26 protein-coding genes are annotated in these 25,664 nt (G+C 66.3%); 13 read left to right on the top strand and 13 right to left on the bottom strand.

The annotated features are described in order from the left end of the window. Positions 1 to 127: 127 nt before the first annotated feature. Positions 128 to 1,936, top strand: a complete 1,809-nt coding sequence (locus tag NYP18_RS12110) for an ABC-F family ATP-binding cassette domain-containing protein (RefSeq protein ID WP_259428466.1) — start codon at positions 128 to 130, stop codon at positions 1,934 to 1,936. Here NYP18_RS12110 and NYP18_RS12105 read toward each other — a convergent pair. Both NYP18_RS12105 and NYP18_RS12100 read right to left on the bottom strand, forming a co-directional pair. After that, positions 1,933 to 2,394 carry a TlpA disulfide reductase family protein gene (locus NYP18_RS12105; protein ID WP_259428465.1) on the bottom strand — a complete coding sequence of 154 codons (462 nt, stop codon included), beginning with the start codon at positions 2,392 to 2,394 and terminating at the stop codon, positions 1,933 to 1,935. The two genes, NYP18_RS12110 and NYP18_RS12105, sit on opposite strands and share 4 nt — an antisense overlap. A 9-nt stretch (positions 2,395 to 2,403) precedes the next feature. After that, complete coding sequence (locus NYP18_RS12100) at positions 2,404 to 2,742, bottom strand: hypothetical protein (protein ID WP_259428463.1); 339 nt, start codon at positions 2,740 to 2,742, stop codon at positions 2,404 to 2,406. Positions 2,743 to 2,765: 23 nt separating this feature from the next. On the opposite strand from NYP18_RS12100, the gene NYP18_RS12095 reads away from it, so the two are divergent. Beyond that, positions 2,766 to 3,089, top strand: coding sequence for a putative quinol monooxygenase (locus NYP18_RS12095; protein WP_259428462.1), 324 nt, complete (start codon positions 2,766 to 2,768; stop codon positions 3,087 to 3,089). Between the two features lie 16 nt (positions 3,090 to 3,105). Continuing rightward, positions 3,106 to 3,969, top strand: a complete 864-nt coding sequence (gene ppk2, locus NYP18_RS12090) for a polyphosphate kinase 2 (protein ID WP_259428461.1) — start codon at positions 3,106 to 3,108, stop codon at positions 3,967 to 3,969. Between the two features lies 1 nt (position 3,970). On the opposite strand, the gene NYP18_RS12085 is transcribed toward ppk2, so the two are convergent. Next, positions 3,971 to 4,762, bottom strand: coding sequence for an HAD family hydrolase (locus tag NYP18_RS12085; protein ID WP_259428460.1), 792 nt, complete (start codon positions 4,760 to 4,762; stop codon positions 3,971 to 3,973). A 33-nt stretch (positions 4,763 to 4,795) separates the two neighbouring features. Here NYP18_RS12085 and NYP18_RS12080 point away from each other — a divergent pair, with 33 nt between their 5' ends. Both NYP18_RS12080 and NYP18_RS12075 read left to right on the top strand, forming a co-directional pair. Further along, on the top strand, positions 4,796 to 5,812 hold the full coding sequence (locus NYP18_RS12080) for a 3-hydroxyisobutyryl-CoA hydrolase (protein WP_259428459.1): 1,017 nt from the start codon (positions 4,796 to 4,798) through the stop codon (positions 5,810 to 5,812). Beyond that, positions 5,809 to 6,462: a DUF1648 domain-containing protein gene (locus NYP18_RS12075; RefSeq protein WP_259428458.1), complete on the top strand. Its 654-nt coding sequence runs from the start codon at positions 5,809 to 5,811 to the stop codon at positions 6,460 to 6,462. Before NYP18_RS12080 ends, NYP18_RS12075 begins: the two co-directional genes overlap by 4 nt. On the opposite strand, the gene NYP18_RS12070 is transcribed toward NYP18_RS12075, so the two are convergent. Together NYP18_RS12070 and glcB are read right to left on the bottom strand one after the other, a co-directional pair. Continuing rightward, positions 6,459 to 7,547 carry a DUF6882 domain-containing protein gene (locus NYP18_RS12070; protein ID WP_259428457.1) on the bottom strand — a complete coding sequence of 363 codons (1,089 nt, stop codon included), beginning with the start codon at positions 7,545 to 7,547 and terminating at the stop codon, positions 6,459 to 6,461. The two genes, NYP18_RS12075 and NYP18_RS12070, sit on opposite strands and share 4 nt — an antisense overlap. A gap of 28 nt (positions 7,548 to 7,575) precedes the next feature. Then, on the bottom strand, positions 7,576 to 9,774 hold the full coding sequence (gene glcB / locus NYP18_RS12065; protein WP_259428456.1) for a malate synthase G: 2,199 nt from the start codon (positions 9,772 to 9,774) through the stop codon (positions 7,576 to 7,578). Positions 9,775 to 10,250: 476 nt separating this feature from the next. Here glcB and aceA point away from each other — a divergent pair, with 476 nt between their 5' ends. The 3 genes from aceA to NYP18_RS12050 all read left to right on the top strand — a co-directional run bounded on the left by aceA (position 10,251) and on the right by NYP18_RS12050 (position 12,872). Beyond that, positions 10,251 to 11,546 carry an isocitrate lyase gene (aceA, locus tag NYP18_RS12060; RefSeq protein ID WP_259428454.1) on the top strand — a complete coding sequence of 432 codons (1,296 nt, stop codon included), beginning with the start codon at positions 10,251 to 10,253 and terminating at the stop codon, positions 11,544 to 11,546. 115 nt (positions 11,547 to 11,661) lie between these two features. Next, the gene (rraA, locus tag NYP18_RS12055; RefSeq protein ID WP_259428453.1) at positions 11,662 to 12,159 is read left to right on the top strand and encodes a ribonuclease E activity regulator RraA; all 498 of its coding nucleotides are present in this window, start codon (positions 11,662 to 11,664) and stop codon (positions 12,157 to 12,159) included. A gap of 50 nt (positions 12,160 to 12,209) precedes the next feature. Beyond that, positions 12,210 to 12,872 (top strand): GAP family protein, encoded by a 663-nt coding sequence (locus NYP18_RS12050; protein WP_259428452.1) that lies wholly within the window; start codon positions 12,210 to 12,212, stop codon positions 12,870 to 12,872. A gap of 2 nt (positions 12,873 to 12,874) precedes the next feature. Here the strand turns inward: NYP18_RS12050 and NYP18_RS12045 are convergent, their stop codons facing one another. The 3 genes from NYP18_RS12045 to pth (NYP18_RS12035) all read right to left on the bottom strand — a co-directional run bounded on the left by NYP18_RS12045 (position 12,875) and on the right by pth (NYP18_RS12035) (position 15,776). Next, on the bottom strand, positions 12,875 to 13,228 hold the full coding sequence (locus tag NYP18_RS12045; protein WP_259428451.1) for a hypothetical protein: 354 nt from the start codon (positions 13,226 to 13,228) through the stop codon (positions 12,875 to 12,877). Between the two features lies 1 nt (position 13,229). Further along, on the bottom strand, positions 13,230 to 14,864 hold the full coding sequence (locus NYP18_RS12040; protein WP_259428450.1) for a peptide chain release factor 3: 1,635 nt from the start codon (positions 14,862 to 14,864) through the stop codon (positions 13,230 to 13,232). Positions 14,865 to 15,116: 252 nt separating this feature from the next. Further along, positions 15,117 to 15,776 carry an aminoacyl-tRNA hydrolase gene (gene pth / locus NYP18_RS12035; RefSeq protein ID WP_439648095.1) on the bottom strand — a complete coding sequence of 220 codons (660 nt, stop codon included), beginning with the start codon at positions 15,774 to 15,776 and terminating at the stop codon, positions 15,117 to 15,119. Here pth (NYP18_RS12035) and NYP18_RS12030 point away from each other — a divergent pair. The 3 genes from NYP18_RS12030 (at position 15,775) to NYP18_RS12020 (ending at position 18,506) form a co-directional block, all read left to right on the top strand. Then, complete coding sequence (locus tag NYP18_RS12030; RefSeq protein WP_259428449.1) at positions 15,775 to 16,689, top strand: nitronate monooxygenase; 915 nt, start codon at positions 15,775 to 15,777, stop codon at positions 16,687 to 16,689. The two genes, pth (NYP18_RS12035) and NYP18_RS12030, sit on opposite strands and share 2 nt — an antisense overlap. A 63-nt stretch (positions 16,690 to 16,752) precedes the next feature. After that, complete coding sequence (locus NYP18_RS12025) at positions 16,753 to 18,216, top strand: glyceraldehyde-3-phosphate dehydrogenase (RefSeq protein WP_259428448.1); 1,464 nt, start codon at positions 16,753 to 16,755, stop codon at positions 18,214 to 18,216. 71 nt (positions 18,217 to 18,287) lie between these two features. After that, positions 18,288 to 18,506: a hypothetical protein gene (locus tag NYP18_RS12020; RefSeq protein ID WP_259428447.1), complete on the top strand. Its 219-nt coding sequence runs from the start codon at positions 18,288 to 18,290 to the stop codon at positions 18,504 to 18,506. Between the two features lie 63 nt (positions 18,507 to 18,569). On the opposite strand, the gene NYP18_RS12015 is transcribed toward NYP18_RS12020, so the two are convergent. The 4 genes from NYP18_RS12015 to NYP18_RS12000 all read right to left on the bottom strand — a co-directional run bounded on the left by NYP18_RS12015 (position 18,570) and on the right by NYP18_RS12000 (position 22,192). Beyond that, complete coding sequence (locus tag NYP18_RS12015; protein WP_259428446.1) at positions 18,570 to 19,295, bottom strand: maleylpyruvate isomerase family mycothiol-dependent enzyme; 726 nt, start codon at positions 19,293 to 19,295, stop codon at positions 18,570 to 18,572. After that, positions 19,295 to 20,122 (bottom strand): fumarylacetoacetate hydrolase family protein, encoded by an 828-nt coding sequence (locus NYP18_RS12010; protein ID WP_259428445.1) that lies wholly within the window; start codon positions 20,120 to 20,122, stop codon positions 19,295 to 19,297. The genes NYP18_RS12015 and NYP18_RS12010 overlap by 1 nt, the downstream gene beginning before the upstream one ends. Before the next feature lie 6 nt (positions 20,123 to 20,128). Further along, positions 20,129 to 21,250: a cupin domain-containing protein gene (locus tag NYP18_RS12005; protein WP_259428444.1), complete on the bottom strand. Its 1,122-nt coding sequence runs from the start codon at positions 21,248 to 21,250 to the stop codon at positions 20,129 to 20,131. Positions 21,251 to 21,388: 138 nt separating this feature from the next. Next, positions 21,389 to 22,192, bottom strand: a complete 804-nt coding sequence (locus NYP18_RS12000; RefSeq protein ID WP_259428443.1) for an IclR family transcriptional regulator — start codon at positions 22,190 to 22,192, stop codon at positions 21,389 to 21,391. 121 nt (positions 22,193 to 22,313) lie between these two features. Between NYP18_RS12000 and NYP18_RS11995 the strand changes: the two genes are divergently transcribed. Then, positions 22,314 to 23,594 (top strand): MFS transporter, encoded by a 1,281-nt coding sequence (locus NYP18_RS11995; protein ID WP_259428442.1) that lies wholly within the window; start codon positions 22,314 to 22,316, stop codon positions 23,592 to 23,594. 36 nt (positions 23,595 to 23,630) lie between these two features. Beyond that, positions 23,631 to 25,010: an FAD-dependent monooxygenase gene (locus tag NYP18_RS11990; RefSeq protein WP_259428441.1), complete on the top strand. Its 1,380-nt coding sequence runs from the start codon at positions 23,631 to 23,633 to the stop codon at positions 25,008 to 25,010. A 54-nt stretch (positions 25,011 to 25,064) separates the two neighbouring features. Here NYP18_RS11990 and pth (NYP18_RS11985) read toward each other — a convergent pair whose 3' ends face one another. Beyond that, the gene (gene pth / locus NYP18_RS11985; RefSeq protein ID WP_259428440.1) at positions 25,065 to 25,610 is read right to left on the bottom strand and encodes an aminoacyl-tRNA hydrolase; all 546 of its coding nucleotides are present in this window, start codon (positions 25,608 to 25,610) and stop codon (positions 25,065 to 25,067) included. Positions 25,611 to 25,664: the final 54 nt, after the last annotated feature.

The raw sequence follows: 25,664 nt of genomic DNA, 5'->3' as shown, positions 1-25,664 counted from the left end.
TTCGATCATCCGCACCGTAACATGCACCCCCGACACAGGATTTTTCTTCGGAAAAAGGCAGCTCAGCGGGGAGTTCCTGAAATATTTCACACCGGGGTGCCGCAGCAGCATAGAATATGCAGTTGATATGGCGAATCTGATTAATCTCGAGAATGTCTCCAAGACCTGGGGACTCAAGACACTCCTCGACGGCGTGAGCCTCGGCGTGCAGACCGGCGACCGCATCGGCGTCGTCGGGCTCAACGGCGGCGGCAAGACCACCCTCCTGGAGGTCCTCACCGGCATCGAGGAGCCCGACTCCGGCCGGGTCTCCCACACCTCCAACCTGCGCATGGCGGTGGTCACCCAGCGCGCGGACCTCGACGATGAGGACACCGTCGCCGACGTCGTCCTCGCCCCACTGGGGCTGCAGACCTTCGAGTGGGCCTCCAACGCGCTCGTGCGTGAGGTCCTCGGTGGTCTCGGCGTCGCGGAGCTGGGTCTGGACACGAAGGTCGGCGGTCTCTCCGGTGGCGAACGCCGACGCGTCAACCTCGCTGTGGCCCTGGTCCGCGACCTTGACCTGGTGGTTCTCGACGAGCCGACCAACCACCTCGACGTCGAGGGTGTGCAGTGGTTGGCGGAGCACCTGATCTCCCGGCGCATGGCGATCGTCGTGGTCACCCACGACCGCTGGTTCCTGGACACCATCGCCACCATGACGTGGGAGGTGCATGACGGCCGCGTCGACATCTACGAGGGCGGCTACAACGACTGGGTCTTCGCCCGGGCGGAGCGTGCCCGGCAGGCTGACGCCATCGAGCAGCGGCGCCAGAACCTCGCCCGCAAGGAACTCGCCTGGCTGCGGCGTGGCGCACCCGCACGCACCTCGAAGCCCCGTTACCGCGTCGAGGCCGCCGAAACGCTCATCGCCGACGTGCCCGCACCGCGTGATTCCGTCGAACTCATGGCCTTCTCCCGGCAGCGGCAGGGCAAGGTGGTCATCGAGCTTGAGAACGCCCGCGTCGAGACCCTGGACGGGCGGATGCTCGTCGACCACCTCACCTGGCGTCTGGCCCCCGGCGAGCGCATCGGCCTCGTCGGTGTCAACGGCTCCGGCAAGACCACGCTCCTGCGTACCCTCGCCGGTGAACATCCGCTGGCCGCCGGCAGGCGCATCGAGGGGCAGACGGTCCGCCTCGGTTGGTTGCGCCAGGAACTCGATGACCTCGACCCCGGGCGCACGCTTCTCGACGCCGTCGAGGACGTCGCCACCTACGTGCAGCTGGGCAAGAAGGAGATGTCCGCCTCCCAGCTCGCCGAGCGCCTGGGTTTCTCCCCGAAGCGCCAGCGCACCCCGGTGGGGGACCTCTCCGGCGGTGAACGCCGCCGCCTGCAGCTGACGCGCGTGCTCATGGCGGAGCCGAACGTCCTGCTCCTCGACGAGCCCACCAACGACCTCGACATCGACACCCTCCAGGAACTGGAGTCCCTCCTCGATTCCTGGCCGGGCACCCTCGTGGTCATCTCCCACGACCGTTACCTCATCGAACGCGTCACAGACACCACCTGGGCACTGTTCGGCGACGGGAATCTCACCAACCTGCCGCGCGGTATCGAGCAGTACCTCGAGATCCGCGGCCAGATGGCGGAGGCGGAGGGCTCGGCCCCGCTCGACCTGGGGGAGAAGGACCGCCCGGCCGTCGAGAAGCAGTCCGGCCTGAGCTCCCAGGAGGAGCGTGAGCTGAAGAAACAGCTCAACGCCCTGGAACGCAAGATGTCGCGTATCGACGACCGCATCGCCACCTTCGAGCAGGAGATGGCCGTGCTCTCCGCCTCGGATGACCCCGACTACGGCAAGATCGCCGACGCCAACGCCGCGCTCAACGAGGCCCGCACCGAACACGAGGAACTCGAGATGGAGTGGCTCGAGGTGGGGGAGCAGCTGGAGGGCTAGTCCTCCGCCAGGAGTGTGCCCAGCCAGATGCCGAGCGCCAGGTCATCGAGCTGGCCGAGCCAGGTCTGGCGCACCCGGCCCTGCCGGTCCACGAGCATGGTGGTGGGGGTGCCCTCCAGCCGCCAACGCCGCATTGTCGTCGGCAGGACCCCGTCGCCGGGCCTGTCGACGGCCACCGGGAAGCTCACCCCGAACTCGGAGAGGAAGACTTCGAGCGCGTCGGGGGTCATGACCTCATGGTGCTCGAAGACGCTGTGGATGCCGATCACCGCGACCTGGTCGCCCTTGACCATCCGGTGCACGCGCTGGGCCTGGGGGATGGCGTGGTTGACGCAGCCCGGGCACAGCATCTGGAAGAACTCGATGAGCACGACCTTCCCCCGCAGGTCCTCCGGGCTCAGCGGCCCGGAGTTGAACCAGTGGCTGACATCGAAGTCCAGGGGCTCATACGTGGCCATGGTCACAGTCTAGCCGGAGATGCCGCCGCTGAGCTCGGGGTCGGGAAGCGGATGCACCATCCAGCCGGACCAGTCACACTTCCGGAAACCGAAGGGCACGGGGAAGGGCAGGTCCCGCAGCACCACGCGCAGGACGATCTCCTCGTCCCACGCGGCGTCGGCGATCATCTGCTCCACCTTCTCGGTGGTCATACCGGGGTCGATGTGGAAGGCCTTGTAGTCGATTCCCTTCGGGCCGACCATGTTGTAGGGCTTCAGGAACAGGCGCAGGAAGGTGGCCACCGGAATCTCCTTGAGGAAGTGACTGTCTTTCCCGCCCATCCAACACCACGACAGAGCGTTTCTCACGCCGGACACCTATCATGGTCCGCATGATCCTGATCAATGTCCGATTCCGCCCGCTTCCCGAGTATGTCGAGAATTTCCGCGAGCTGGTCGAGGAGTTCACCGCCGCCACCCGCGCGGAGCCCGGCTGCATCTTCTTCGACTGGTCCCGCAACACCGATGACCCGGCCGAGTACATCCTCATCGAGGCCTTCCACGATGACGGCGCCGAGGCGCACGTGAAGTCGGAGCACTTCAGGAAGGCCGGGGAGATGTTCCCGGAGATCCTGAGCGAGACCCCGCAGATCATCAACACCCTCATCGAGGGCAAGACCGACTGGGACCGCATGGCCGAATTCCAGGTCGGCTGACGGTACTCTCGGAAGCATGGGCAACAAGGACACCGACAGCACTGACCGCCGCAAGCCACCAGGGAAGCTGAACAAGAAGGCCTACGAGAAGGAACTCAAACGTCTGCAGGCCGAACTGGTAGACATGCAGCAGTGGGTGGTGGAGACAGGTGCCCGTGTCGTCATCATCATGGAGGGCCGTGACGCCGCCGGCAAGGGCTCCGCGATCAAGCGGATCACCCAGTACCTCAATCCGCGCAGCGCACGCATCGAGGCCCTGCCCGCCCCGAACTCCCGGGAGCAGGGGCAGTGGTATTTCCAGCGCTACGTGGAGAAGCTGCCCACCGCCGGTGAGATCGTCATCTTCGACCGTTCCTGGTACAACCGGGCCGGCGTGGAACGGGTGATGGGCTTCTGCACCTCGCAGGAGTACCGCCGGTTCCTGCACCAGGCCCCCATCTTCGAACGGCTCCTGGTGGAGGACGGCATCCTGCTGCGCAAGTACTGGTTCTCGGTCTCCGACGAGGAGCAGGTGGCGCGTTTCCAGTCGCGCCTGGAGGACCCGCTGCGCCGTTGGAAGCTCTCACCGATGGATCTGCAGTCGATCACCCGCTGGGAGGACTACTCGCGGGCGAAGGACGAGATGTTCATCCACACCGACATCCCCTCCGCCCCCTGGTACACGGTGGAGAGCGAGGACAAGAAACGCTCGCGCATCAACGTCATCAGCCATCTGCTGTCGACGATCCCCTACGAGAGGATCGACCGGCCGCTGCCGGAGATCCCGCAGCGCCCGGTCTCGGACAACGGCTATGAGCGCCCGCCGCGTGCCGAGTTCCACTATGTCCCCGACGTGGCGTCCCGGCTCGTGGAGAAGAAGGACCGGAAGAAGAAGCGCTAGCTCACATCCCGAGCATCCCCCGCAGCACGGTGACCACGCCGGCCTCCGTGTTGGGTGGGGCGATGTGGTGTGCGATGGCCCGGATCTCCGGGTGGGCGTTCTCCATCGCGTAGGCCGTGCCGGCGGCCCGCAGCAGCTCCAGATCGTTGAGGTAGTCGCCGAAGGCGAGGATCTCGTGCTTCTCGACGCCCAGTTCCGCCGCCAGCGCGGTCAGCGCCCGGCCCTTGCCAGCCTCGGCAGACATGATGTCGACCCAGTGTGCGCCGGAGACCACGACGTTGGCGTCGGGGGCGGCCCGGCGCAGCGGCGGGTAAGCGTATTCCTCGGCGTCGTGGCTGGTGAAGATCGCCAGCTTGATCACGTCCGCGTCGGCGACATCCAGCAGATCCGGCACCTGCTCCCGGGACACGTAGTACTTCTCCAGCTCGGTCCGGGTCGTCTCGCTGACGGTGGGCAGGTGGTAGGCCACGTCGGGGGTGCACACCACCAGGTCGAGTTCCTCCTCGCCGCAGGCGGTGATGACGGAGCGGACGATGGCGGACTCCAGCAGGGTGGTGGACACGATGCCGCCCTCATGGAACACGCAGGTGCCGTTCTCGGCGATGAAGGTTCCCGGGTCGTGTTCGCCGGGGAACATCGAACGCAGCGTGGCCAGCTGGCGGCCGGAGGCGGGTGCCACGGCGATGCCGCGGGAGCGGGCCTCGGTGAGGACCTCCCAGAAGGTGTCGGGGATGCGGCCCTCGGCGTCAAGAAGCGTGCCGTCCATGTCGAGGGCGATGAGGCGGAACTCCATAAAATATGACCTTCCCGTCGGTAGGCTGTGGGCATGACCACACAGACTGAATCGCCCGTGCTCGTCTCCGTCCGCCACCATACCGGCGTTCTGGAGCTCAACCGTCCCAGGGCGCTCAACAGCCTCAACCCGGAGATGGTGGAGATCATCACCCGCGCGCTGGAGGAATGGCGTGACGACGACTCCGTCACCCAGGTACTCATCACCTCCACCTCCCCGAAGGCCTTCTGCGCCGGTGGCGACGTCCGCCACGTCCGCGAGGAGATCCTCGCCGGGCACGAGAAACGGGCCGACCGGTTCTTCTCGGACGAGTACGCGATGAACCACCTCATCGCCTCCTACCCCAAGCCCTATATCGCGGTGCTCGACGGCATCACCATGGGTGGCGGGCTGGGAGTGTCCGCCCACGGCTCCCACCGCGTGGTCACGGAGCAGGCGTGGGCCTCCATGCCGGAGATGGCCATCGGTTACATCACGGACGTCGGCATCTCCTGGGCCTCCCAGCGCTGGCCGGGCTCCTCACCCGCCCTCGGCGCCTTCATCGGCCTGACCGGTTACCGGCTCACCGCCGCCGACATGGCCTACTGCGGCCTGGCCACCCACATGGTCTCCGACGCGGCTGCCTTCACCGGGGATGTCGTTGACCTCGGCGTCGAGGAGGCGCTGACCACCCACGCGACCGAGGTGCCGGAGGAGTCCCGCCTCGCCGAGTGGCGGGAGAGCATCGAGGAGGTTTTCTCCAATGTGACCTGGGCGGATATCGACGCCGCCCTGGCCACCCACACGGACCAGGACTTCGTCACCGCCGTCCGCGTGCTCATGGCGGGCGGTTCCCCGTCAGCGATTCTCGCCACCACCGAGCTCTACGCCGCCAACCGGGACGCCGCTGACCTGCGCCACGGCCTGGACAACGAGGAACGCCTCGGTGAACTCATCCGCCGCCAGCCCGATTTCCTGGAGGGCGTGCGCGCCGTGCTCGTGGACAAGACCCGTGATCCGCAGTTCGGCCCCGTCCCGGACCCGGGTGTCTACCGCGCCGTGCTGCAGTGAGGGTGTGGGGCTGGTACCTCGGCATCCTTGCGGTGCTGCTGGGCTGCTGGGGATACCTGGTGCTCAACTTCCACCTCGTGCTGGATCCCATGCCCACCCACTTCGGGTTGGACGGGCACCCGGACGGCTGGTCACGCAAGTCACTGGGCACCGCGCTCGGTCTGGCCGGGATGGGGCCGCTGATCCTGCTGGTGGTGGGGGCGGGGGTCAGCGGACTCAATAACGCCACCGCCCGGGACGCGGGGGAACGGCAGCAGCTGTCTGCCCGGTTGATGAGCCCCGTGATCGCCGCCTGGCTGTTTGTCCTGGCCGCCTTCATCGCGATCGGGGTGACCGCCGGTCTGCTCGGCCATCACGGGCCAGTGGTCAGCTGGGGTCTGCTGGGTGGCATCCTCCTGGCCACCGTGGTCATGGCCTGGCGGATGCGCCTGGTCAGCCGCACCGTCGATGCCGCGCATCCGCCGGAGGAGAAGGAGAAGCGCACCCGCTGGGGCTTCTACTTCAACCCCGAGGACCCGGAGACGATGGTTTCCCTGGAGAACGGTTCCTACACCACCCTCAACTTCGCCCGCCCCGGGGCGTGGGGGATTCTGGCCATGCTGCTCGGTCCGGTGATCGTGCTCGTCACGGTGGCGACGCTGGCGGACTAGAGGTCCACGCCCCGCAGCCGGGCATAGGAGGCCCGGGCCCGCTGCGGATCCAGGTCGGCGGCGAGCGGGGCCTGCAGGGTCGCCTGCACGGCGGCGGGGGTGGTCGGGGCGTCGGGGCCGGGGAGGCGCAGCGCGGGGGCGTCGAGAAGCACCACGGCTGTGGTCTCCTCGTTCAAGGGCACGGAGGTATGTGTCCAGAGGCCCAGCACCGGCTTGACCGCATCCCCCAGGCCCAGGCCGCGGGCCCGGTCGAGAGGGAGACGGGGCCGGACAAAGTCGATGATGCCGTTGTCGACGCCGAAACGCCGCAGGTTCTCCGCCGGGCTGGGTGGCAGGTGCGGATCAGCCCACGCCCAGGTCCACGTGTCGGCGGTGACGGCGGCGACGATGAGTGCTACGGCTTCGATCTGCTCGTTGAGCAGGGCCCGGCCCCGCGCGATGTCCAGGCTGACGCGCAGGTCGGGGAGAGTGCCGTCGAGCAGGAGCCGGTGCTCGGCGGCGAAGAAATGGGCGTCGGCACGCACATCCGCCAGGCTCATCCCGCCGGAGACCGCCACCGGGAGATCACCGTCGAAGAGGACTTTCGTGCCGTCGGAGAAATCAAAGCTCTCCGTGCTGGAACGCACCCCCAGGCCGCGGGTGGCGGCGTAGGAGAGGAGGGCCCGGCGGACGTCGAGAAGCGGGTCGAGCCCGGCCAGACCCAGCGTCAGCACGCTACGGATCGGACCGGGCTCAGGCCGGAAACCCACCGCCAGCACCCGCGCACTCCCGCCCGCCGGGGCGAGCAGGACGGGCACGTTGCCGTGGAGGGTGCGGGTCGCGCTGAGCAGCTCATCGGAGGCCGGCTGCGGGGAATGCAGTTCCGGGATGTCCAGCTCGTGGTGCCTGCTCCACTCCCACCGGCCGTCAGTGATCCGGGCGACCTCGGTCGCCGGCAGATCCCGCGCCCCCACGCGGGCCGTGTCACCGGTGAACTCCACCCCTCCCGGACCCACCTCCCGGACCCAGGCGGCGTCGATGTCCGCCTGGGCGAGGGCACCGTCGGTGCGCAGGTCAGTGAGCGAAGTGGGGGCGGGCAGATCCATGGGCCCAGGATAACTTAAGCCCCCGGTCCTACTTGATGCCCTGGCGCTCCTTGAACTCACGGCGCTTGGCGTGCAGGATCGGCTCGGTGTAACCCGAGGGGGATTCCGTGCCCTTGAAGATCAGGTCCTTGGCGGCCTGGAAGGCGATGGAGTAGTCGAAGTCGACGGCCATCGGCAGGTAGGCCGGGTCCCCCTCATTCTGGCGGTCGACGACCTCTGCCATGCGCTTGAGGGATTCGAGAACCTCCTCCTCGGTGACGACACCGTGGACCAGCCAGTTGCACAGCAGCTGGGAGGAGATGCGCAGGGTCGCACGGTCCTCCATGAGGTCGATGTCGTGGATGTCCGGGACCTTGGAGCAGCCGACACCCTGCTCGACCCAGCGGACGACATAGCCCAAGATGGATTGGCAGTTGTTGTCCAGCTCCTCCTTCTTCTCCTCCTCGGACCAGTCGGTGGAGGGGGAGACGGGGACGGTCAGCAGACCGTGGAAGGTGTCCCGGCGGCCCTTCGCCTTGAGCTCGTCCTGGACGGAGAAGACATCGACCTGGTGGTAGTGGGTGGCGTGCAGGGTCGCACCGGTGGGGGAGGGGACCCAGGCGGTGTTCGCACCCTCACGCGGCTGACCGATCTTGGCCTCCAGCATCTCTGCCATCAGCTCGGTCATGGCCCACATGCCCTTGCCGATCTGGGACTTGCCCGACAGACCGCGGGCCAGGCCTGCGTCGACGTTGGAATCCTCGTAGGACTGCTTCCACGGGGCCTTCTGCATGTCGGCCTTGCGGACCATGGCGCCGGCCTGCATGGAGGTGTGGATCTCATCGCCGGTGCGGTCCAGGAAGCCGGTGTTGATGAACGCCAGGCGGTCCGCGACGTTCATGATGCACGCGTCCAGGTTGACGGAGGTGCGGCGCTCCTCGTCCATGACACCGACCTTGAGGGTGTAGCGCGGCAGGCCGAGCAGGTCCTCGACGCGGGCGAACAGGTCGTTGGTGAAGGCGACCTCGTCCGGGCCGTGCTGCTTCGGCTTGACGATGTAGATCGAGCCGGTGCGGGAGTTGCGCAGCGGGTTGCGGACGTCCAGGCCGGGGATGGCGGTGACGGTAGTGACCACAGCATCCATGATGCCCTCGAAGACCTCTTCGCCGTCAACGAGGATCGCCGGGTTCTGCATGAGGTGGCCGACGTTGCGGACAAACAGCAGGGAACGGCCGTGAAGACGGATGTCGGTGCCGTTGCGGCCGATGAAGTTGCGGTCGCGGTTGAGGGTGCGGGTGAAGGTCCGGTCGCCCTTGGCGACCTCCTCCTTCAGCTCACCGGTGTTCAGGCCGAACCAGTTGCGGTAGCCGAGGGTCTTGTCCTCACCGTCAACCGCGGCGATGGAGTCCTCGAAGTCCATGATGGTGGTGATGGCGGACTCGAGGACGATGTCCTTGATGCCGCACTTGTCGTCCTTGCCCACCGGGGTGGACGGGTCGACCTGCAGCTCAATGTGCAGGCCGTTGTTGCGCAGCAGGATGGAGGACGGATCCTCGAGGTCACCGGTGAAGCCGCGGTAGGCGGTCTTGTCCTGCAGGCGGTGCTCCTGGTCGCCGACACGGGCGACCAGGTAGCCGGCGGTGATGTCGTAGCGGTCGACGTCGGCGTGGGAGGCGCCGTCCAGCGGGACAGCCTTGTCCAGGAAGTCCCGGCCCCAGGCGATGACCTTCCTGCCGCGGACCGGGTTGTAGCTCCTGCCCTTCTCGGCACCGTCATCCTCGGGGATGGCGTTGGTGCCGTAGAGGGCGTCGTAGAGGGAACCCCAGCGTGCGTTCGCGGCGTTGAGGGCGAAACGGGCGTTGAGGATCGGGACAACCAGCTGCGGGCCGGCCATGATGGCGATCTCGTCGTCGACGCCGCGGGTACGGATTTCGCCCTCCTCCGGCGCGTCCACCAGGTAACCGATCTCACGCAGGAAGTTCTCGTGCTCAGCCGGGTCAGGCTGGCCGGGGTTGGCGCGGTAGTACTCGTCGAGCTTCTCCTGCAGCTCGTCGCGGCGGGCGAGCAGTTCCTTGTTCCGCGGGGTGAACTCCTTGACGATCCCGGCGAAACCGTTCCAGAACTCGTCGGCGTCGACGCCCACGACCGGGAGGACCTCATTGGCGAGGAAGTCGTGCAGGACCTTGGCAACCTGAAGGCCGGCGACCTCGATGCGTTCGGTGGTGTCCTTCAACTCAGTCTGAGTCATCTGAATGCTCCTTGGCGGGTCTGGGAATCTGAACAAATGCGGAAACACTCGCATACTAGGCGATGCCCCCACCCTAAGTGATTCCAGTCACGGGGTAAATGGTTTCGCGGATTTAGCCGCCCCCTACCCCTGTTATGACATCGGTCTCACCCGTTTGTTCGCATGATTTTGGGGGACTGGCGGGCTGTACCTGCAGTTTTGGTTTCGATTCATTTGCGCAGGCCATGGGGGTGGGAGTCAACCGGGCATTCGACCTCCGGGGGTTGTGGGGTTAACAAAATTAGCAAAAACCCCCGCTACCCCCGCACATAATTTGGACGGCCCCAGCCATTGACGACGCGCACTTTTAAGGGCACTGTGTGAGTCACGCCACCAAGAGCGGATGCAGATCCCGCAGGTGGAACCCTCCTCCATCCCCACGCCGGGCAGCCCCACGGGCTGGCTCGGCGAACAAGACAGGAAAGTGAGTCCTCTCCATGACCACTACCGGCCAGGCACGTACCGCAGCTGAGATCCAGAAGGACTGGGACGAGAACCCCCGCTGGGAAGGCATCACCCGCGACTACACCGCTGAGCAGGTGGAGCAGCTCCAGGGCAACGTCATCGAGGAGCACACCCTCGCCCGCCGCGGCGCCGAGATCCTGTGGGACAAGGTCTCCAAGCGTGACGGCTCCTACATCAACTCCCTCGGTGCCCTCACCGGTAACCAGGCGGTGCAGCAGGTCCGCGCCGGCCTGCAGGCTGTCTACCTCTCGGGCTGGCAGGTCGCAGGTGACGCCAACCTCTCCGGCCACACCTACCCGGACCAGTCCCTGTACCCGGCCAACTCCGTGCCGAACGTCGTCCGTCGCATCAACAACGCTCTGATGCGTGCCGATGAGATCTCCCGCGTCGAGGGTGACACCTCCGTCGAGGACTGGCTGGTCCCGATCGTCGCTGACGGTGAGGCCGGCTTCGGTGGCGCTCTCAACGTCTACGAGCTCCAGAAGGCCATGATCAACGCCGGTGCCGCCGGCACCCACTGGGAGGATCAGCTCGCCTCCGAGAAGAAGTGCGGCCACCTCGGTGGCAAGGTCCTCATCCCGACCCAGCAGCACATCCGCACCCTGACCTCTGCGCGCCTGGCCTCTGACGTCGCCAACACCCCGACCGTCGTCATCGCCCGTACCGACGCCGAGGCCGCCACCCTGATCACCTCCGACGTCGATGAGCGCGACAAGCCGTACATCACCGGCGAGCGCACCGCTGAGGGCTACTACCACGTGAAGAACGGCCTCGAGCCCTGCATCGCACGTGCGAAGTCCTACGCTCCGTACGCAGACATGATCTGGATGGAGACCGGTACCCCGGACCTCGAACTGGCCAAGAAGTTCGCCGACGGCGTCCACGAGGAGTTCCCGGACCAGCTGCTGTCCTACAACTGCTCCCCGTCCTTCAACTGGTCCGCACACCTCGATGCAGACGAGATCGCCAAGTTCCAGAAGGAGCTGGGCGCGATGGGCTTCACCTTCCAGTTCATCACCCTGGCAGGCTTCCACTCCCTGAACTACGGCATGTTCGACCTGGCCCACGGCTACGCCCGCGAGGGTATGCCCGCCTTCGTCGACCTGCAGAACCGCGAGTTCAAGGCCGCCGAGGAGCGTGGCTTCACCGCCGTCAAGCACCAGCGTGAGGTCGGTGCCGGCTACTTCGACACCATCGCCACCACCGTCGACCCGCTGTCCTCCACCACCGCGCTGAAGGGCTCCACCGAGGAAGGCCAGTTCCACTAGGAACCAGCTTCCAGATCGACACCGGTAGCGGCGTGCATCGTGAGTTATTCACGGGCACGCCGCTTTCGTGCTTTCCAGGCACCGCCCCCACACCTCCAGAAAGGCAATCCCACGTATGGCCACCTTCATTCCCACCGCCGACCTTGTCGACATCATCGGTGAGGACGTCCGCTCCTGCGACACCCAGTTCCGGGACTTCGGCGGCGTCACCGAATTCTGCGGCCCCATCACCACGATCCGCTGCTTCCAGGACAATGGCCTGGTCAAGCAGACGCTGAACATCCCCAACCCGGGCGGCGTGCTCGTCGTCGACGGGGAGAGCTCCCTCCACACCGCACTCATGGGGGATCTCATCGCCGGCGCCGGCGTGGCGAACGGCTGGGCCGGTGTGGTCATCCTCGGGGCGATCCGCGATTCCGCGGTCATCCGCACCCTGGAGATCGGCACCAAGGCGCTCGGCACCAACCCCCGGAAATCCGCCAAGGATGCCGCGGGGGAGAAGGACGTCACCCTCTCCTTCGGCGGGGTCGACTTCGTGCCGGGGCACATCCTGTATGCCGACGCCGACGGTATCGTCGTGGCCGAGGAACCGGTCCCGGTCCCGGCTGCGTAGAATCGTCGGGAACCCCCACCCGTCAGCTCTCCCCGGAAAGGGCGGCATCTTTGTTCCAGGCCGTGTCCTTCGCGCTGTTGGATTCCCTCAACGCGCTGCTCATCGGTGTCATCGTCGCCCTGGGCGTGATGCTGCCACGCACCGGTCGCTACCGGCGCATCGTCACCCTGCTCATCGCGGGTGACTGGCTCGGGGTGCTCCTCCTCGCCCTGGTCACCCTGCTCATCTTCGACGGGCTGGGTGACCTGGTGCAGCAGGCACTGGAATCGCCGGTCTTCGGCATCCTGCTCATCGTCACCGGTGTGATCACGCTGGTACTCACGGCCCGCAACTCCGAAAATGGTGATTCGGCCCTGGTCAGGAAGCTGCTGGAGCCGTTACAGACGCCGTCGGCAAAGACCGTCGGGGTGGGATTCCTGTTGGGCGTCATCCAGTCAGCCACGTCGTTCCCCTTTTTCTTCGGGCTGGGTTATCTCTCCACCAGCGGTTACGGCCCGGCGGTGCGCTACATTGGACTGTTCTTCTACGCCAGCCTGGCGCTTAGCCTGCCCGCCATCTCCGCGTTCTTCGTCGGGATGGTCCGCGCCTACCCCTACAGCCTTTTCGGCCGCGCCTTCGAGTACATGCGCACCCGTCAGGAGCTCATGGTCAAACTCGCCGGTTATGTGGTGGCGGTCGCGCTCACAGTCTTCGGTATTTCTGCGCTGCTGTAGCGCTATTCCACGATGAAGGCCACGTTGAGCCCGGCGAGTTCATAGCCACCCGGCTCCGCCTGCAGCGTCGAGGTGATCTCGGCGGCCACGTCACGGGTGACCGGGATGATCCAGCCGCGTTTCGGGTCGTGGGCGGGCACCAGCCGGGAATCCTTCACCGGGACCAGCACCACGCGCTTGTCCGCCGCGGACAGGGCGGTGGGGGAGCTGAGGGCATCGTGAAGCAGAGGCACATCGGCTACACCCAGGGTGATGATCACCAGGGACTCGGCCGTGTGCACCTGCAGGTGCCCGAGCGCGACCTCGGTGAGGTGCGCGGGGACGTCGACAAGCTTCTTCCGGCGGAACAGCGCCATGTCAGTCGTCCGCCACCAGCGGGTCCATCGTCAGGTGCGGCAGCTCGCGCTCGATGAAGGCGAGCTTCCACTTGTCGCCGAACAGGGCGATGAGCTCGCCGTCGGTACGCGTGAACACCTCCACGCCACGCTGACGGCCAAGCTCAGCGGCCGATTCAGCATCGGTACGCCGCGCCACGGAGTAGGGCACCGGCTCGGTGATCGTCTCCACGTTGTACTCCAGTTCCATGCGGGCCTGCATGACCTCGAACTGCATGGGGCCGACCGCGGCCATGACCGGGTTCGCCTCGCCGCGGACGTCGTTGCGCAGGATCTGCACCACGCCCTCGGAATCCAGCTGCTCGAGCGCCTTGCGGAACTGCTTGTACTTGCCCAGCGACTTCGCCCGCAGCGTACGGAAGTGCTCGGGGGCGAACTGCGGCATCGGCGGGAACTGGACCCTGCGGCCCGCGTAGATCGTGTCACCCGGGGCCAGGGAACCGGCGTTGACCAGGCCGACGATATCGCCCGGGAAGGCGGTTTCCACGGTGGCGCGGGTGCGGCCGAAGACGGTCAGCGCGTATTTGGTGGAGAAACTACGACCCGACTGGGCATGCGTGACCTGCATGCCACGGTCGAACTCGCCGGAGACCACCCGCATGAAGGCCAGGGTGTCGCGGTGGTTGCGGTCCATGCCCGCCTGCACCTTGAACACCACGCCGGAGAACTCGTCGTCCAGCTCGCGGACCTCATCCATCGCGCTTGTCGACGCCGCCACCGCCGCCGGATCGCTCGCCCGCTCGTGCGGGGCGGGCGCGATGGCGCACAGGGTGTCCAGGATCTGGTGCACGCCGAAGTTGAGCATCGCGGAAGCGAAGATCAACGGGGAAGTCACGCACTGCTCGAAGAGGCCCTGGTCGTGGACTGCACCATCGGCGGCCAGCAGCTCGGCCTCCTCGACGGCGGTCTCCCAGACCTCCTCCTCACGTGCGGCGGCGTCATCGGGGGAGTAGAACTCCTCCGGGGCGATGGTGGAACCACCGGCGGTGCGGGTGAAGTGGATGTACTCCTCAACCTCACCCTCCTCGCTGACGCGCGCGAGGCCCCGGAAGTCACCGGCCTCACCCACCGGCCAGAACAGCGGGGTGGGCTGCAGCTCGATCTCGCGGACGATCTCGTCGACCAGCTCCAGCGGCTCCCGGCCGACACGGTCCCACTTGTTGATCACGGTGATGATCGGCAACCCACGTGCCTTGCACACGCGGAAGAGCTTGAGGGTCTGCGGCTCGAGGCCCTTCGCGGCGTCGATGAGCATGACGGCAGCGTCAACGGCCGTGAGCACACGGTAGGTGTCCTCCGAGAAGTCCGCGTGACCCGGGGTGTCCACCAGGTTGATCATGTACGGCTCACCCGCGTGTCCCTCGGGCGCGTACTCGAACTGCAGGGCGGAGGAGGCGATGGAGATGCCGCGGTCCTTCTCCATCTCCATCCAGTCGGAGACGGTGGCCTTGCGGCCGGCCTTGCCGTGTGTGGCACCCGCCTCGGAGATGATGTGCGCGTGCAGGGCCAGCGCCTCCGTCAGGGTGGACTTACCGGCATCCGGGTGCGCGATGACGGCGAATGTGCGGCGGCGGGCCGCTTCGGCAGTGGTGCTCATAATGAATACAGCGTAGCCGCTGCCGTACCCCCGGGTCACACCGGAGGCGGCAGCGGCTGGGCGGGGATCAGCTAGTCGTCGAAGAGGTCGTCCCAGTCATCCCAGTCGATCCGGGAGGAGAGTCCGAAGAGGGACAGCAGAGCCTGGAAGTTCATGACGGCATCCTTGTCTGTGGAGGGAGTGTCCGGTTTTCCGGCACACCCCCATCACACCTCCCGCAGATGAAACCACCATGAAACAGGGATGAGGATTCTAACGGGCGTGGATCTCGTTCTGCGTTTTGTCCAGTCCCTGCTCCACGAGCATCCGGGTGGCTTCGGCGGCCGTGGCCACCGCGGCGTCCAGCTCTGCACCGCCCTCGACGGGAGAGAGCACGTAATCCGGCACCGCCATACCCTTCGGCGGACGGGAGATACCGATGCGCACCCGCAGGTAATTGCGCGTGCCCAGCAGTTCGGAACAGGACTTCAGGCCGTTGTGGCCGTTCTCGTTGCCCCCGAGTTTCACCCGCACCGTCCCCGTGGGCAGATCGAGCTCGTCGTGGATGACGATGATCCGCTGCGCCGGCACCCCGAGTTGCTGCGCCAGCGGGGCCACCGCCTCGCCGGAGAGGTTCATGAAGGTTGTGGAACGCAGCACCAGCACATCCTGCTCGCCGAGGCGCAGCTGCGCGGCCAGCGCCTTCACCCCGGGTACCGGTTCCAGCAGGTCACCGTCCGCCGCCAGCAGGTCGTCGACCGCCATGTAGCCGACGTTGTGGCGCGTTGAGGCGTATTTCGGTCCCGGATTGCCCAGGCCGAGGATGATCCAGTCGGCCCTGAGATCCCGCTGTGCGGGAGCCGCGGCGGGGGTCGATTTCTTGCGGCGGAACAGATCGAGGAGCTTGAACACGTCCGTTAGTGTCTCACACATGGATATCCCGCAGATCATCATCGCGCCGATGGCCGGTGGCCCCTCAACACCCCGACTGGTCAACGCCGCCGCAGCAGCAGGCTCGCTGGGTTTCCTCGCCACCGGTGGCGCACCCGCCGCTGTCCTGCGTGCCCAGCTGGCGGAGGTCACCGGCCCCTACGGCGTCAACCTGTTCACCCGCCAGGCTCCCTTCACCTCGCTCGCCGACGTCGAACGCATCGCCGCCGGACGCCCCCTCCCCGAGGTGGACCTCAGCAACGGCTTCGACGCGAAATTCGCCGCGCTTCTCGACGCCCCGCACCCGCCCGCCGTCGTCTCCGCGACCTTCGGCCCTTTCAGTCGGGCGGAGATCGAGGCACTGCATGCCCGGGGTATCGCCGCCTGGATCACGGTGACCAACCCGGAGGACGCGCGCACCGCCGCGAAACTGGGGGCCGATGCGCTGGTGGTCCAGGGGCCGGAGGCCGGCGGACACCGCTCAACCTGGACAGTGGCGGAGGATCCTGACCAGCGGCCGCTGCCTGAGCTGGTGCGTGCCATCGACGTGAACCTCCCCCTGGTCGCCGCCGGGGGTGTCCGCAACCGTGCCGATGCCGCCGCCATGCTGGCACTGCCCGGGGTGGTCGCCGTGGCCTGCGGCTCCGCCTTCCTCCTCACCGAGGAAGCCGGCACCTCCGCAGCCAACCGTGAGCTGCTCCGGGCGGGCGGGACCTCCGTGGCCAGCCGGGCCTTCAGCGGACGCGTGGCCCGTGGCCTGACGACCGACTACACGCGGCAGCACCCGGACATGCCACCGGTCTACCCCTACCTGCGGCCATTAACGCTGGAGCAGCCCTACTGTCTGGTGGGGGAGGGTGTCGAGAAGCTCACCGAAGGCACCGTAGCCGAGCTTCTATCACGTCTGATGGTATGAATAAAAGTTTTCAGGCTAGAGTCAAGGGGAAGTTTCCCCCTTACACCCGGAGGTAGAACCGCAGTGACCGCCAACGCGCAGCCTGAGCAGAACCATCAGATCGACTGGAACGAGAAAGTCGCTCTAGCTCAGGAGATGCTGCCGCTGATCAGCCAACTGCACCGCAACAACGATGTGGTCGTCTCCATCTTCGGACGACTCCTCGTCGGCGTGAAGGACACCGACATCATCAAGTCGCACCGTTACGCCCGTCGCGTCACAGACCGTGAGCTCCCGCTCACCCAGACCCTGCCCATCCTGCGCGAGCTCGTCGACATGAACCTCGGCACCGCCTCGCTTGACATCGGCCGCCTGGCCACCGGCTTCGAGAAGTCCGGCGGCACCGACCTGCGCGCCTACCTCGATGAGGAGCTCGCCGAGGTCGTCGGCACCCACAGCAAGACCGAGCCCACCGACGTCGTCCTCTACGGCTTCGGCCGCATCGGCCGTCTCCTGGCCCGCATCCTCATCGCCCGCGAGGCCACCTACGGCGGTGTCCGCCTGCGCGCCGTCGTGGTACGCAAGAACAGCGACAACGACCTCGTCAAGCGCGCCTCCCTCCTGCGCCGCGACTCCGTGCACGGCGCCTTCGACGGCACCATCACCGTCGACGAGGAGAACGACATCATCTGGGCCAACGGAACCAGGATCCAGGTGATCTACTCCAACTCCCCGGCCGAGGTCGACTACACCGCCTACGGCATCAACGACGCCATCGTCGTGGACAACACCGGCCGCTGGCGCGACCGCGAGGGCCTGTCCCAGCACCTCGAGTCCAAGGGTGTGTCCCGCGTCGTGCTCACCGCGCCGGGCAAGGGCGACCTGATCAACGTCGTCTACGGAATCAACCAGGCCATGATCGGCGACGAGAAGATCGTCACCGCCGCCTCCTGCACCACCAACGGCATCACCCCGGTGCTCAAGGTCATCAACGACCGCTACGGCGTCGTCCACGGCCATGTCGAGACCGTCCACTCCTTCACCAACGACCAGAACCTCATCGACAACTTCCACAAGGGTTCCCGTCGTGGCCGCGCCGCCGGCCTGAACATGGTGCTCACCGAGACCGGTGCCGCCAAGGCCGTCGCCAAGGCCCTGCCGGAGTTCGAGGGCAAGCTCACCGGAAACGCCATCCGCGTCCCCACCCCGAACGTCTCCATGGCGGTGCTCAACCTGACCCTGGAGAACGAGGTCGACCGGGACGAGGTCAACAACTTCCTCCGCAAGGTCTCGCTGCACTCCAACCTGCGCCAGCAGATCAGCTACATCCACTCCCCGGAGGTCGTCTCCACAGACTTCGTCGGCTCCACCCACGCCGGCATCGTCGACGGTCTGGCCACCATCGCCAGCGGCAAGCACCTCGTGCTCTACGTCTGGTACGACAACGAGTTCGGCTACTCCAACCAGGTGGTCCGTATCGTCGAGGAGCTCGCCGGCGCCCGCCCGGAGATCTACCCGCGCCGCCTTGAGGCTGTCGCACTGAAGTAGTTCCGGTCACGAAGCGGTGAAGAAATCCCGGCGGATGGCGTGGCAGCCACCGCCGGGATTACGCTTTGTACATGGGCAAGAAAAAATCGGCCAAGCACAGGAACAAGAAGGACAACAAGAAGCACCAGGCCGTCAGCGCTGCAGGATGGAAGACCAAGAAGAAGTGCTGCCGCTCCAACCCGCGCTGCAAAAAATGCCCTGTCGTCTACACCCGGCTGCTCAAGGCCGGCGCCTTCGAGGGGGATACGGCGGAACTGAAACAAAAACTCAAGGACGCCCGCCGCTGGTGAGAACGTATAAAACCGCCCGGCCTCCGTGAAGGGGACCGGGCGGTTTCGCTGTTGCCGGGGTCTCTACAGCCAGCGGGGAGGTGCGGGCACCTCGCCCTGCGGGCTGGTCACGCCCTGGGCACCGCGGCCGGCGGCCCAGCGGGTCAGACCCGGCAGGGAGCCGTGGATCTCCACGGTGTTGTCACCAGGGGAGACCTCGATGCGCTCACCGGAGTCGGTGTTGACGAGGACCAGGCCCTCACCGGCACCGCCGCCCCGCCACTTGCCGGCGATCTCCGGCAGGAGGGTGGCCAGGATGACCTCCGGGATGTCGCTGAAACCAGCGTTGACACCCAGGTCGACGGCGTGCAGCCAGACCTCGCGGGTACGCATCCACAGGGTCTCCGACGCCGGGACCGTGCGGCCCTGGGCCGTCTTGACCTCTGCCTGCCACGCGGCGTCGCCGGCGTCGCGCCAGGCGACGTCGAGACGCACGAGGGTGTGGTCGTGCAGGTTGCGGATGGCGTCCGGGAGGAGGGTGGCGCCGAAGGCGATCTCCTGGTTGCGGGCCTGCGGGGAGGAGTACATGGGCTTCTCCTCGCCCGTCTCCGCCCACTCCATGAGGTTGCAGAGTGCGGCGGCGTTGTAGGCCACATGAGCGGCCAGGTGTGCCACGGTCCAGCCCGGGAGCAGAGTGTCGCGGCCGAAATCGGCGTTGTCGATGAGCGCCAGCTGGCCCGAGTAGTGGGCGGTGCCACGGCGGGTCAGGCTGAGGCGCTCCTCAATGGACAGATCGTGGAAGGAGTTCATTACTCGAACACCGTCTTGTTGGCGACGTAGCCCAGGCCCTCGATCTCGACCTTGACGACGTCGCCGTCGCCGATGTAGGTCTTCGGGTTGCGGGCGTGGCCGACGCCGCCCGGGGTGCCGGTGACGATGACGTCGCCGGCATCCAGCGGGTAGATGTGGGAGATGTACTCGATCAGCTGAGCCGGGTTGAACACCAGGTCATCGGTCGGGGTGGTCTGCATCTTCTCGTCGCCGCGGTAGGTGGCCAGCTCGCCACCGAACTCGAAGGAGTCGGCGGTGGTCATCCACGGACCGAAGCCGGCGCTCTTCTCGAAGGACTTGCCCTGGTGCCACTGCAGGGTGCGGTACTGGTAGTCACGCATGGTGTAGTCGTTCATGACGGCGTAACCGGCGATGTAATCAGCGGCGTCGGCCTCCTTGACGCGACGTGCGCGCTTGCCGATGATGACGGCCAGCTCGCCTTCCCAGTCCAGCTCGGCGTTGGCGTACTCCGGGACGAGGACATCGTCGAACGGTCCGGTCAGCGCGTCCGGGTACTTGACGAAGAGGGTCGGGTGGGTCGGCAGGTCGCGGCCCATCTCCTTGATGTGGTTGGCGTAGTTCAGGCCGACGCACACGATCTTCTTCGGGGCCGGGACGACGGCCTCGAGGTCGGCCTGCTCGAAGGTGACCTCTTCGCCGGCGGCCTTCTCAGCCACCTCGCGCCAGTTGTCCTCCTGCAGCAGGTCGCCGACGTTGGCGAAACCGTCGATCTTCACGGCGGTGTTGTCGGACTCGACGCGGGCGGCAAAGGTGCCCTGGGTGGAGCGGATGGTTGCAAGACGCATGTTGGTTTAGATTCCTTCCGGAGTGTAGGTACGAGCGAGGTCCAGCTTCTCGAAGATCGGGTGATCAGAGAAGCAGAAGAGATCGACACCGTCGGTGCCGGCCTCCAGGGACCACAGCTTCCAGGACGGGATGTTCACGACGTCGCCGTGGTTCATCTCGAAGGTCTGGTCACCGACCTTGATAGTGGCAGATCCTTCGAAAACCTGGAAAACGCGGTTGCCGACCTCCTTGATCGGAGTGGTCGAGGCACCCGGGCGCAGGCGGTGGAACTCAGCGCGGATGGTCGACATGACGTCGCCACCGGTGGTCGGGTTGGTGTAGCGGATGGCTGCGTGACCCGGGCCGACGACGCCGGGGAAGCCTGCGTCCTCGAGGGAGAGCTGGTCGTTGAGGGCGGCGTCGGTGTGCTCCCAGGCGTAACGGCCGATGGTGGAGGAGGTGGTGGCACCCGGGAAAGCAACCGGGCGCAGGCCCGGGTGGGCCCACAGGCGCTCGGAGCGGGAGTAGTCCGGGGTGGACTCGTCGGTGAGCTTCTCGGAGCCGTACTCGAAGAAGCCGGTGTCCATCTGGTACGCGAAGGGGATGTCCAGGCCGTCCAGCCAGGCCATCGGCTCGGTGGCGATGTTGTGGTGGCCGTGGAAGTTCCAGCCCGGGGTGAGCAGGAAGTCGCCGCGCTTCATCGGGACCGCGTCACCGTTGACGACGGTCCAGACGCCCTCGCCCTCGATGACGAAGCGGAAGGCGTTCTGGGAGTGGCGGTGCTCCGGGGCGTTCTCACCCGGTGCCAGGTACTGGATGGCCGCCCACAGGGTGGGGGCGATGTAGGTCGGGCCACCCAGGCCCGGGTTGGCCAGGCCGATGGCGCGGCGCTCGCCGCCACGGCCGACGGGGACGAGCTCACCGGAGCGGCGGGCGAGCTTGATCAGCTCGGACCAGTCCCAGCGGTGGGCGACAGCCTGCGGGTCCGGCTCGTTCGGCATGAGTCCGCCGATCTGGTTCCACAGCGGCTTCATCTGGAGATCGTCCATCTTGGCGTACATGTCGTTGAGCTCGGCCTGCTCCTCCGGAGTGGGCTCGGGGGCGACGAAGTCAACGTGCTTGTTCGAGTAGTCGGTGCTCTCGCTCATGCTTGAACCTCCTGCATCAAATGGTGCACTCGGCAGAGGCCGGGTGCAGGGGTGGTTGTGAGGTCAAACATATGCGTCGGAAAAGTGTGACTCAAAGATATTCCGTACCGCGGAAAAAGTTTCAGGGGGTAATTTTTTCTACCCCTTGAGGGGCAGCGGAGTCGTCCGCACCTCCTCCAGGCGGAAGTTCAGGTCCCGCGCATGTTTCATCAGAACTTCAGCGCAACGGCGGTGGACGTTCCGGAATCGTCCGGTCGGCGTGGCCACCGAAACCGCCCCCAGCACGTCACCGAGGTCATTGCGCAGGCAGGCGGCCACGGCGGAGACATCGTGCTCGTAGAGACCGTGGTTGAGGGAGAAGCCGCGGCTGCGGATTCTGTGCAGCTGCCTGCGCAGACTCTCGAATTCGGCGTCGGGGAGGGAGGGGTAGAGGGCGCGCAGTTCCGCTGCGGACCGCTCGGCGAGCATCACCAGGCCGCCCGCATTCTGCTCTGCGGGCATGACCTGGCCGCGCCGGCTGCCGACCCGGACCGGGTGGCTGCCCTCCACGGTGTGGAGGAAATGCACCTTATTGCCCACCAGGACCATGAGATGGGTGGTCTCCCCGGTCTCCGCGGCAATCGCCGTCAGGTGTGCCGAACAGGCGGAGATCAGCTCGTTGCCCACGCCCGGCTGCAGGCTGGAGGAGAGCAGTGCGGGGCCGGGGAGGTAGGTGCGGGACTCGCTGCGGGTGGCGAAGCCGCGGTAGACGAGCATCGCCATGGAGCGGTGGACGGTGGAGGGGCTGACCTTCAGCTGCTCGGCGGCCGCGGAGATGGCCAGGGTGCCCTGGTCCCGGAGCATGAGGATCAGCGTGAGGGACAGGTCCACCGACTGGAGGAATTCCCTCGGGGGTGGGCCATGGGTGGGAGCGGGGTTCATCGTCATATCGCCTTCCGTCATGTGGAATAACTTTGATTGTAACTCCCATCACGCGGATGATGTCCCTATGGCTCCTATCTCCCAAGACCCGCAGAGCGGGCAAATCACTGCTGGAACGGCGGGTGACACAGACGCACCTGCCATGGGCGGCAACAACCGTGGCCTGACTATCCTCGGAATCAGTGGCAAGAGGCTGGCCGCTGTCCTCATCGGTTGGTTCTTCGTTGTCTTCGACGGATACGACCTCATCGTCTACGGCACGGTCCAGACTGAGCTGATGGAGGAGTGGGATCTGAACTCGGCCACGGCCGGCACCATCGGTTCCACCGCCTTCCTGGGCATGGTCATCGGTGCGGTCTGGGTCGGCAGGCTCTCCGACCGGGTCGGCCGCAAATTCGCGGTCATCGGTTCCGTCATCATTCTGTCTGTGTTCACGCTGCTGTGTGCCTTCGCCATCAACCCGTGGATGTTCGGTGGGTTCCGTCTCCTGGCCGGTATCGGTCTCGGCGGACTCGTGCCCTCCGTCAACGCCATGACCTCCGACCTCGTCCCGCGCCGCTACATGTCCGCGTGGGCGACCGTCATGATGTCCGGTGTTCCGCTGGGCGGCTCCATCGCCGCTGTCCTGGCCCAGTTCATTGTCCCGTCCCACGAGGACTGGGGCTGGCGCTTCATGTTCCTCCTGGCACTGATCCCGATCGTCATCGGTCTGCCGATCGCCATGAAGGTCATTCCCTCCGACCAGGCGATCCGTGATGACCACGCCGCCCGTGAGGGAGCTGACGAGCCGGCGGGTTTCAAGGATCTGCTGGTGGGCAAGTACATGATGATCTCCATCTGGTTCGCCCTGGCCACCTTCGTCACCCTCCTGGCCTGGTACGGCCTGGGCACCTGGCTGCCGCGTCTCATGCAGCAGGCGGGCTATGATTTCGGCGCGGCCCTGAACTTCACCCTCGCCCTCAACCTCGGTGCCATCCTCGGTTCCGTGGTCACCGCCTGGGCGGGTGTGCGCTTCGGTCCGTTGAAGTCGGGTGCGGTCGCCGCCGGTGTCGCCGGTGTCGCACTGCTGCTCCTGCTGTCTGAGCCGGGCATCGTGGCCGTGTACCTCATCCTGGTGCTCGCCGGTGTGGGCACCCACGGCACGCAGATCCTCATCATCGCCGCAGTGGCCAACTTCTACCCGCACAACCTGCGCGGTACGGCCCTGGGCTGGGCACTGGGCGTCGGACGTATCGGCGCGGTCGTGGCACCGCAGCTGGCCGGCCTGCTGCTCAACTGGAACCTGGGTGTCGGCTCGAACTTCATCCTCTTCGGCGCCTCTGCGCTGCTGTCCTCGGTGTCGCTGATCGTCCTGTTCTTCATCCACCGCCGGATGGAGAACCCGACGACCAGGGTCATCAACATGCCCGCGGACAACCGTTAGTCTCTTCCCCACATTTCCGTTGAAAGGAAGTCTCCTATGTCTGAAAACATCCTGACCGCCTCCGAGGACCTCAAGGGCCAGAAGATCATCATCTCCGGTGGAGGTATCGGTGGTGCCGCCGGCGCACTCGCGCTCTCCCTGCGCGGTGCCGACGTCACGCTCTACGAGCGTGCCCCCGAGTTCAAGGAGGTCGGGGCCGGCCTGCAGATCGGTCCGCACGGCGTCAAGATGCTGGAGAAGTGGGGCCTGAAGGAGCGTGTCTTCGAGTCCGGTTACCTCCCGGAGCGCATGCAGTTCCGCGACGCCATCACCACCGAGCCGATCCTGACCATGAACTTCGACGATGATTTCGAGAAGCACTACGGCGGCAAGTACCTGGTCATCCACCGCTCGGACCTGCTGTCCATCCTCGTGGAGGCCGCCCAGGAGGCCGGCGCCACCCTGCACAATGACGTGCAGGTCCTGGGGGCGGACACCCGTGAGGACGGCGTCACCGTGCACATCGAGCACCGCACGGAGGAACGCAAGGAGGATGTCGAGGGCGACATGCTCATCGCCTTCGACGGTACCCACTCCGTCTTCCGCAAGGAGATCGTCCAGGACGATCCGGTTCCGTCCGCCTACGTCGCCTACCGCGGCACCTCCGAGCTGCCCAGCGACCCGGAGATGAAGGACCTCAAGGACGTCGTCGGCTACATCGGCCCGCGGGTCCACTTCATCCAGTACCCGCTGCGCCACGGCGAGCTGCTCAACCAGGTGGCTGTCTTCCAGTCCCCGCGCTACCTCGAGGCTCTGACCGACGGCACCGCGGTCCCCGAGGACTGGGGCAACAACGAGGAGTTCAAGAACGCCTTCGGCCACACCAACGAGTTCGTCCAGGGCCGTCTCGGTTCCATGTGGCTGGACACCTGGTGGCAGATGGCCGACCGTGAGCCGCTGGAGAACTGGGTCGTCTCCGACCGCATCATCGTCATGGGCGATGCCGCGCACCCGCCGCTGCAGTACCTGGCCTCCGGCGCCGTCATGGCCATGGAGGATGCCGAGTGCCTCGCGCTCTACGCCTCCCAGGCCGCCGCGAAGGGCGAGCTCAACTGGGGTGAGGTCCTCCGCGAGGTCTCCGGTGAGCGCGCACCGCGTTGTGCACGCATCCAGACCATCGGCCGTTTCTGGGGCGAGCTGTGGCACGTCGACGGCGTTTCCCGTCTCATCCGCAACGAAACCTTCCGCAACGCCGAGCGTTCCGGCTGGTACCGCTACGCCGACTGGCTGTGGGACTACGACGCCGAGCGTCGCGAGTACCTGCAGGACCCGTCGAAGGGCGAGCTGCCGGTTGAGCTGCAGGAGTGGGAGTACAACATCCACAAGGTCATCGCCCAGCGCGAGGCCGGTGTGGTAGCAGAAGAGCTGACCATCTAGCCACCCGCTTATCGACGCCCCGTTCTCAACCGAGAACGGGGCGTTCCGCGTTCTCTACAGGCTGCGTTCCAGCTCATCGGCCGCATCAGAGCAGATGAAGATCAGCTCCCCGGCCTCCTGCCGGTTGAAGGGCTTGAGCACATAGGCGGCCGGGTCCATCCGACCGGGCGGGCGGCCGATGCCGATGGACAGCCGCTGGTACTCCTTCGTGCCCAGCGATTTCGTCACCGACTTCAGTCCGTTGTGCCCGTGGTCGCCGCCGCCGGTGCGCAGGCGGATCTGCCCGAAGTCGAGCTCGAGCTCGTCATGGACGACGACGATGTCGGCTGGGGCGATCTTGAAGAAGGTCGCCAGCGCCTTGACCGGTCCGCCAGAGACGTTCATGTAGCTGCGGGTCCGCGCCAGGATGAGCCGGCGTCCGCGGTGGCGGACCTCGGCGATCTCGGTGTTGGTGCGCTTGTGCACCGCGAAGCTGGCGGGGACGGGGGAGATGCGGGAGGCGAGTTCGTCGAGAAGCAGCCATCCGATGTTGTGGCGGGTGTCGGCGTATTTGGCGCCCGGGTTACCCAGCCCGACGATGAGAAGTGGGGAATCAGTCACGGGACCTAATAGTACTTCGTTAGCTCTTGTGGTGGGGTGCCCACAGGAGTAGAT

This window comes from Corynebacterium lemuris (assembly GCF_024919295.1).
Lineage (GTDB): Bacteria > Actinomycetota > Actinomycetes > Mycobacteriales > Mycobacteriaceae > Corynebacterium > Corynebacterium lemuris.
Note: the sequence above shows the minus strand (reverse complement) of the source record. Positions and strands in the feature narration are given on the sequence as shown.

Excerpts from the sequence above, each read along its gene's own strand:
- NYP18_RS12000 (WP_259428443.1), bottom strand. The coding sequence starts at position 22,192 with ATGACGGAAGGCGATATGACGATGAACCCCGCTCCCACCCATGGCCCA.
- glcB (WP_259428456.1), bottom strand. The coding sequence starts at position 9,774 with ATGACTCAGACTGAGTTGAAGGACACCACCGAACGCATCGAGGTCGCC.
- rraA (WP_259428453.1), top strand. The coding sequence starts at position 11,662 with ATGGCCACCTTCATTCCCACCGCCGACCTTGTCGACATCATCGGTGAG.
- NYP18_RS11995 (WP_259428442.1), top strand. The coding sequence starts at position 22,314 with ATGGGCGGCAACAACCGTGGCCTGACTATCCTCGGAATCAGTGGCAAG.
- pth (WP_439648095.1), bottom strand. The coding sequence starts at position 15,776 with ATGTGTGAGACACTAACGGACGTGTTCAAGCTCCTCGATCTGTTCCGC.
- NYP18_RS12045 (WP_259428451.1), bottom strand. The coding sequence starts at position 13,228 with ATGGCGCTGTTCCGCCGGAAGAAGCTTGTCGACGTCCCCGCGCACCTC.
- NYP18_RS12040 (WP_259428450.1), bottom strand. The coding sequence starts at position 14,864 with ATGAGCACCACTGCCGAAGCGGCCCGCCGCCGCACATTCGCCGTCATC.
- NYP18_RS12010 (WP_259428445.1), bottom strand. The coding sequence starts at position 20,122 with ATGCGTCTTGCAACCATCCGCTCCACCCAGGGCACCTTTGCCGCCCGC.
- NYP18_RS12070 (WP_259428457.1), bottom strand. The coding sequence starts at position 7,547 with ATGGATCTGCCCGCCCCCACTTCGCTCACTGACCTGCGCACCGACGGT.
- NYP18_RS11990 (WP_259428441.1), top strand. The coding sequence starts at position 23,631 with ATGTCTGAAAACATCCTGACCGCCTCCGAGGACCTCAAGGGCCAGAAG.
- NYP18_RS12020 (WP_259428447.1), top strand. The coding sequence starts at position 18,288 with ATGGGCAAGAAAAAATCGGCCAAGCACAGGAACAAGAAGGACAACAAG.
- NYP18_RS12110 (WP_259428466.1), top strand. The coding sequence starts at position 128 with ATGGCGAATCTGATTAATCTCGAGAATGTCTCCAAGACCTGGGGACTC.
- ppk2 (WP_259428461.1), top strand. The coding sequence starts at position 3,106 with ATGGGCAACAAGGACACCGACAGCACTGACCGCCGCAAGCCACCAGGG.
- NYP18_RS12005 (WP_259428444.1), bottom strand. The coding sequence starts at position 21,250 with ATGAGCGAGAGCACCGACTACTCGAACAAGCACGTTGACTTCGTCGCC.
- NYP18_RS12015 (WP_259428446.1), bottom strand. The coding sequence starts at position 19,295 with ATGAACTCCTTCCACGATCTGTCCATTGAGGAGCGCCTCAGCCTGACC.
- NYP18_RS12095 (WP_259428462.1), top strand. The coding sequence starts at position 2,766 with ATGATCCTGATCAATGTCCGATTCCGCCCGCTTCCCGAGTATGTCGAG.
- NYP18_RS12085 (WP_259428460.1), bottom strand. The coding sequence starts at position 4,762 with ATGGAGTTCCGCCTCATCGCCCTCGACATGGACGGCACGCTTCTTGAC.
- aceA (WP_259428454.1), top strand. The coding sequence starts at position 10,251 with ATGACCACTACCGGCCAGGCACGTACCGCAGCTGAGATCCAGAAGGAC.
- NYP18_RS12030 (WP_259428449.1), top strand. The coding sequence starts at position 15,775 with ATGGATATCCCGCAGATCATCATCGCGCCGATGGCCGGTGGCCCCTCA.
- NYP18_RS12105 (WP_259428465.1), bottom strand. The coding sequence starts at position 2,394 with ATGGCCACGTATGAGCCCCTGGACTTCGATGTCAGCCACTGGTTCAAC.
- NYP18_RS12080 (WP_259428459.1), top strand. The coding sequence starts at position 4,796 with ATGACCACACAGACTGAATCGCCCGTGCTCGTCTCCGTCCGCCACCAT.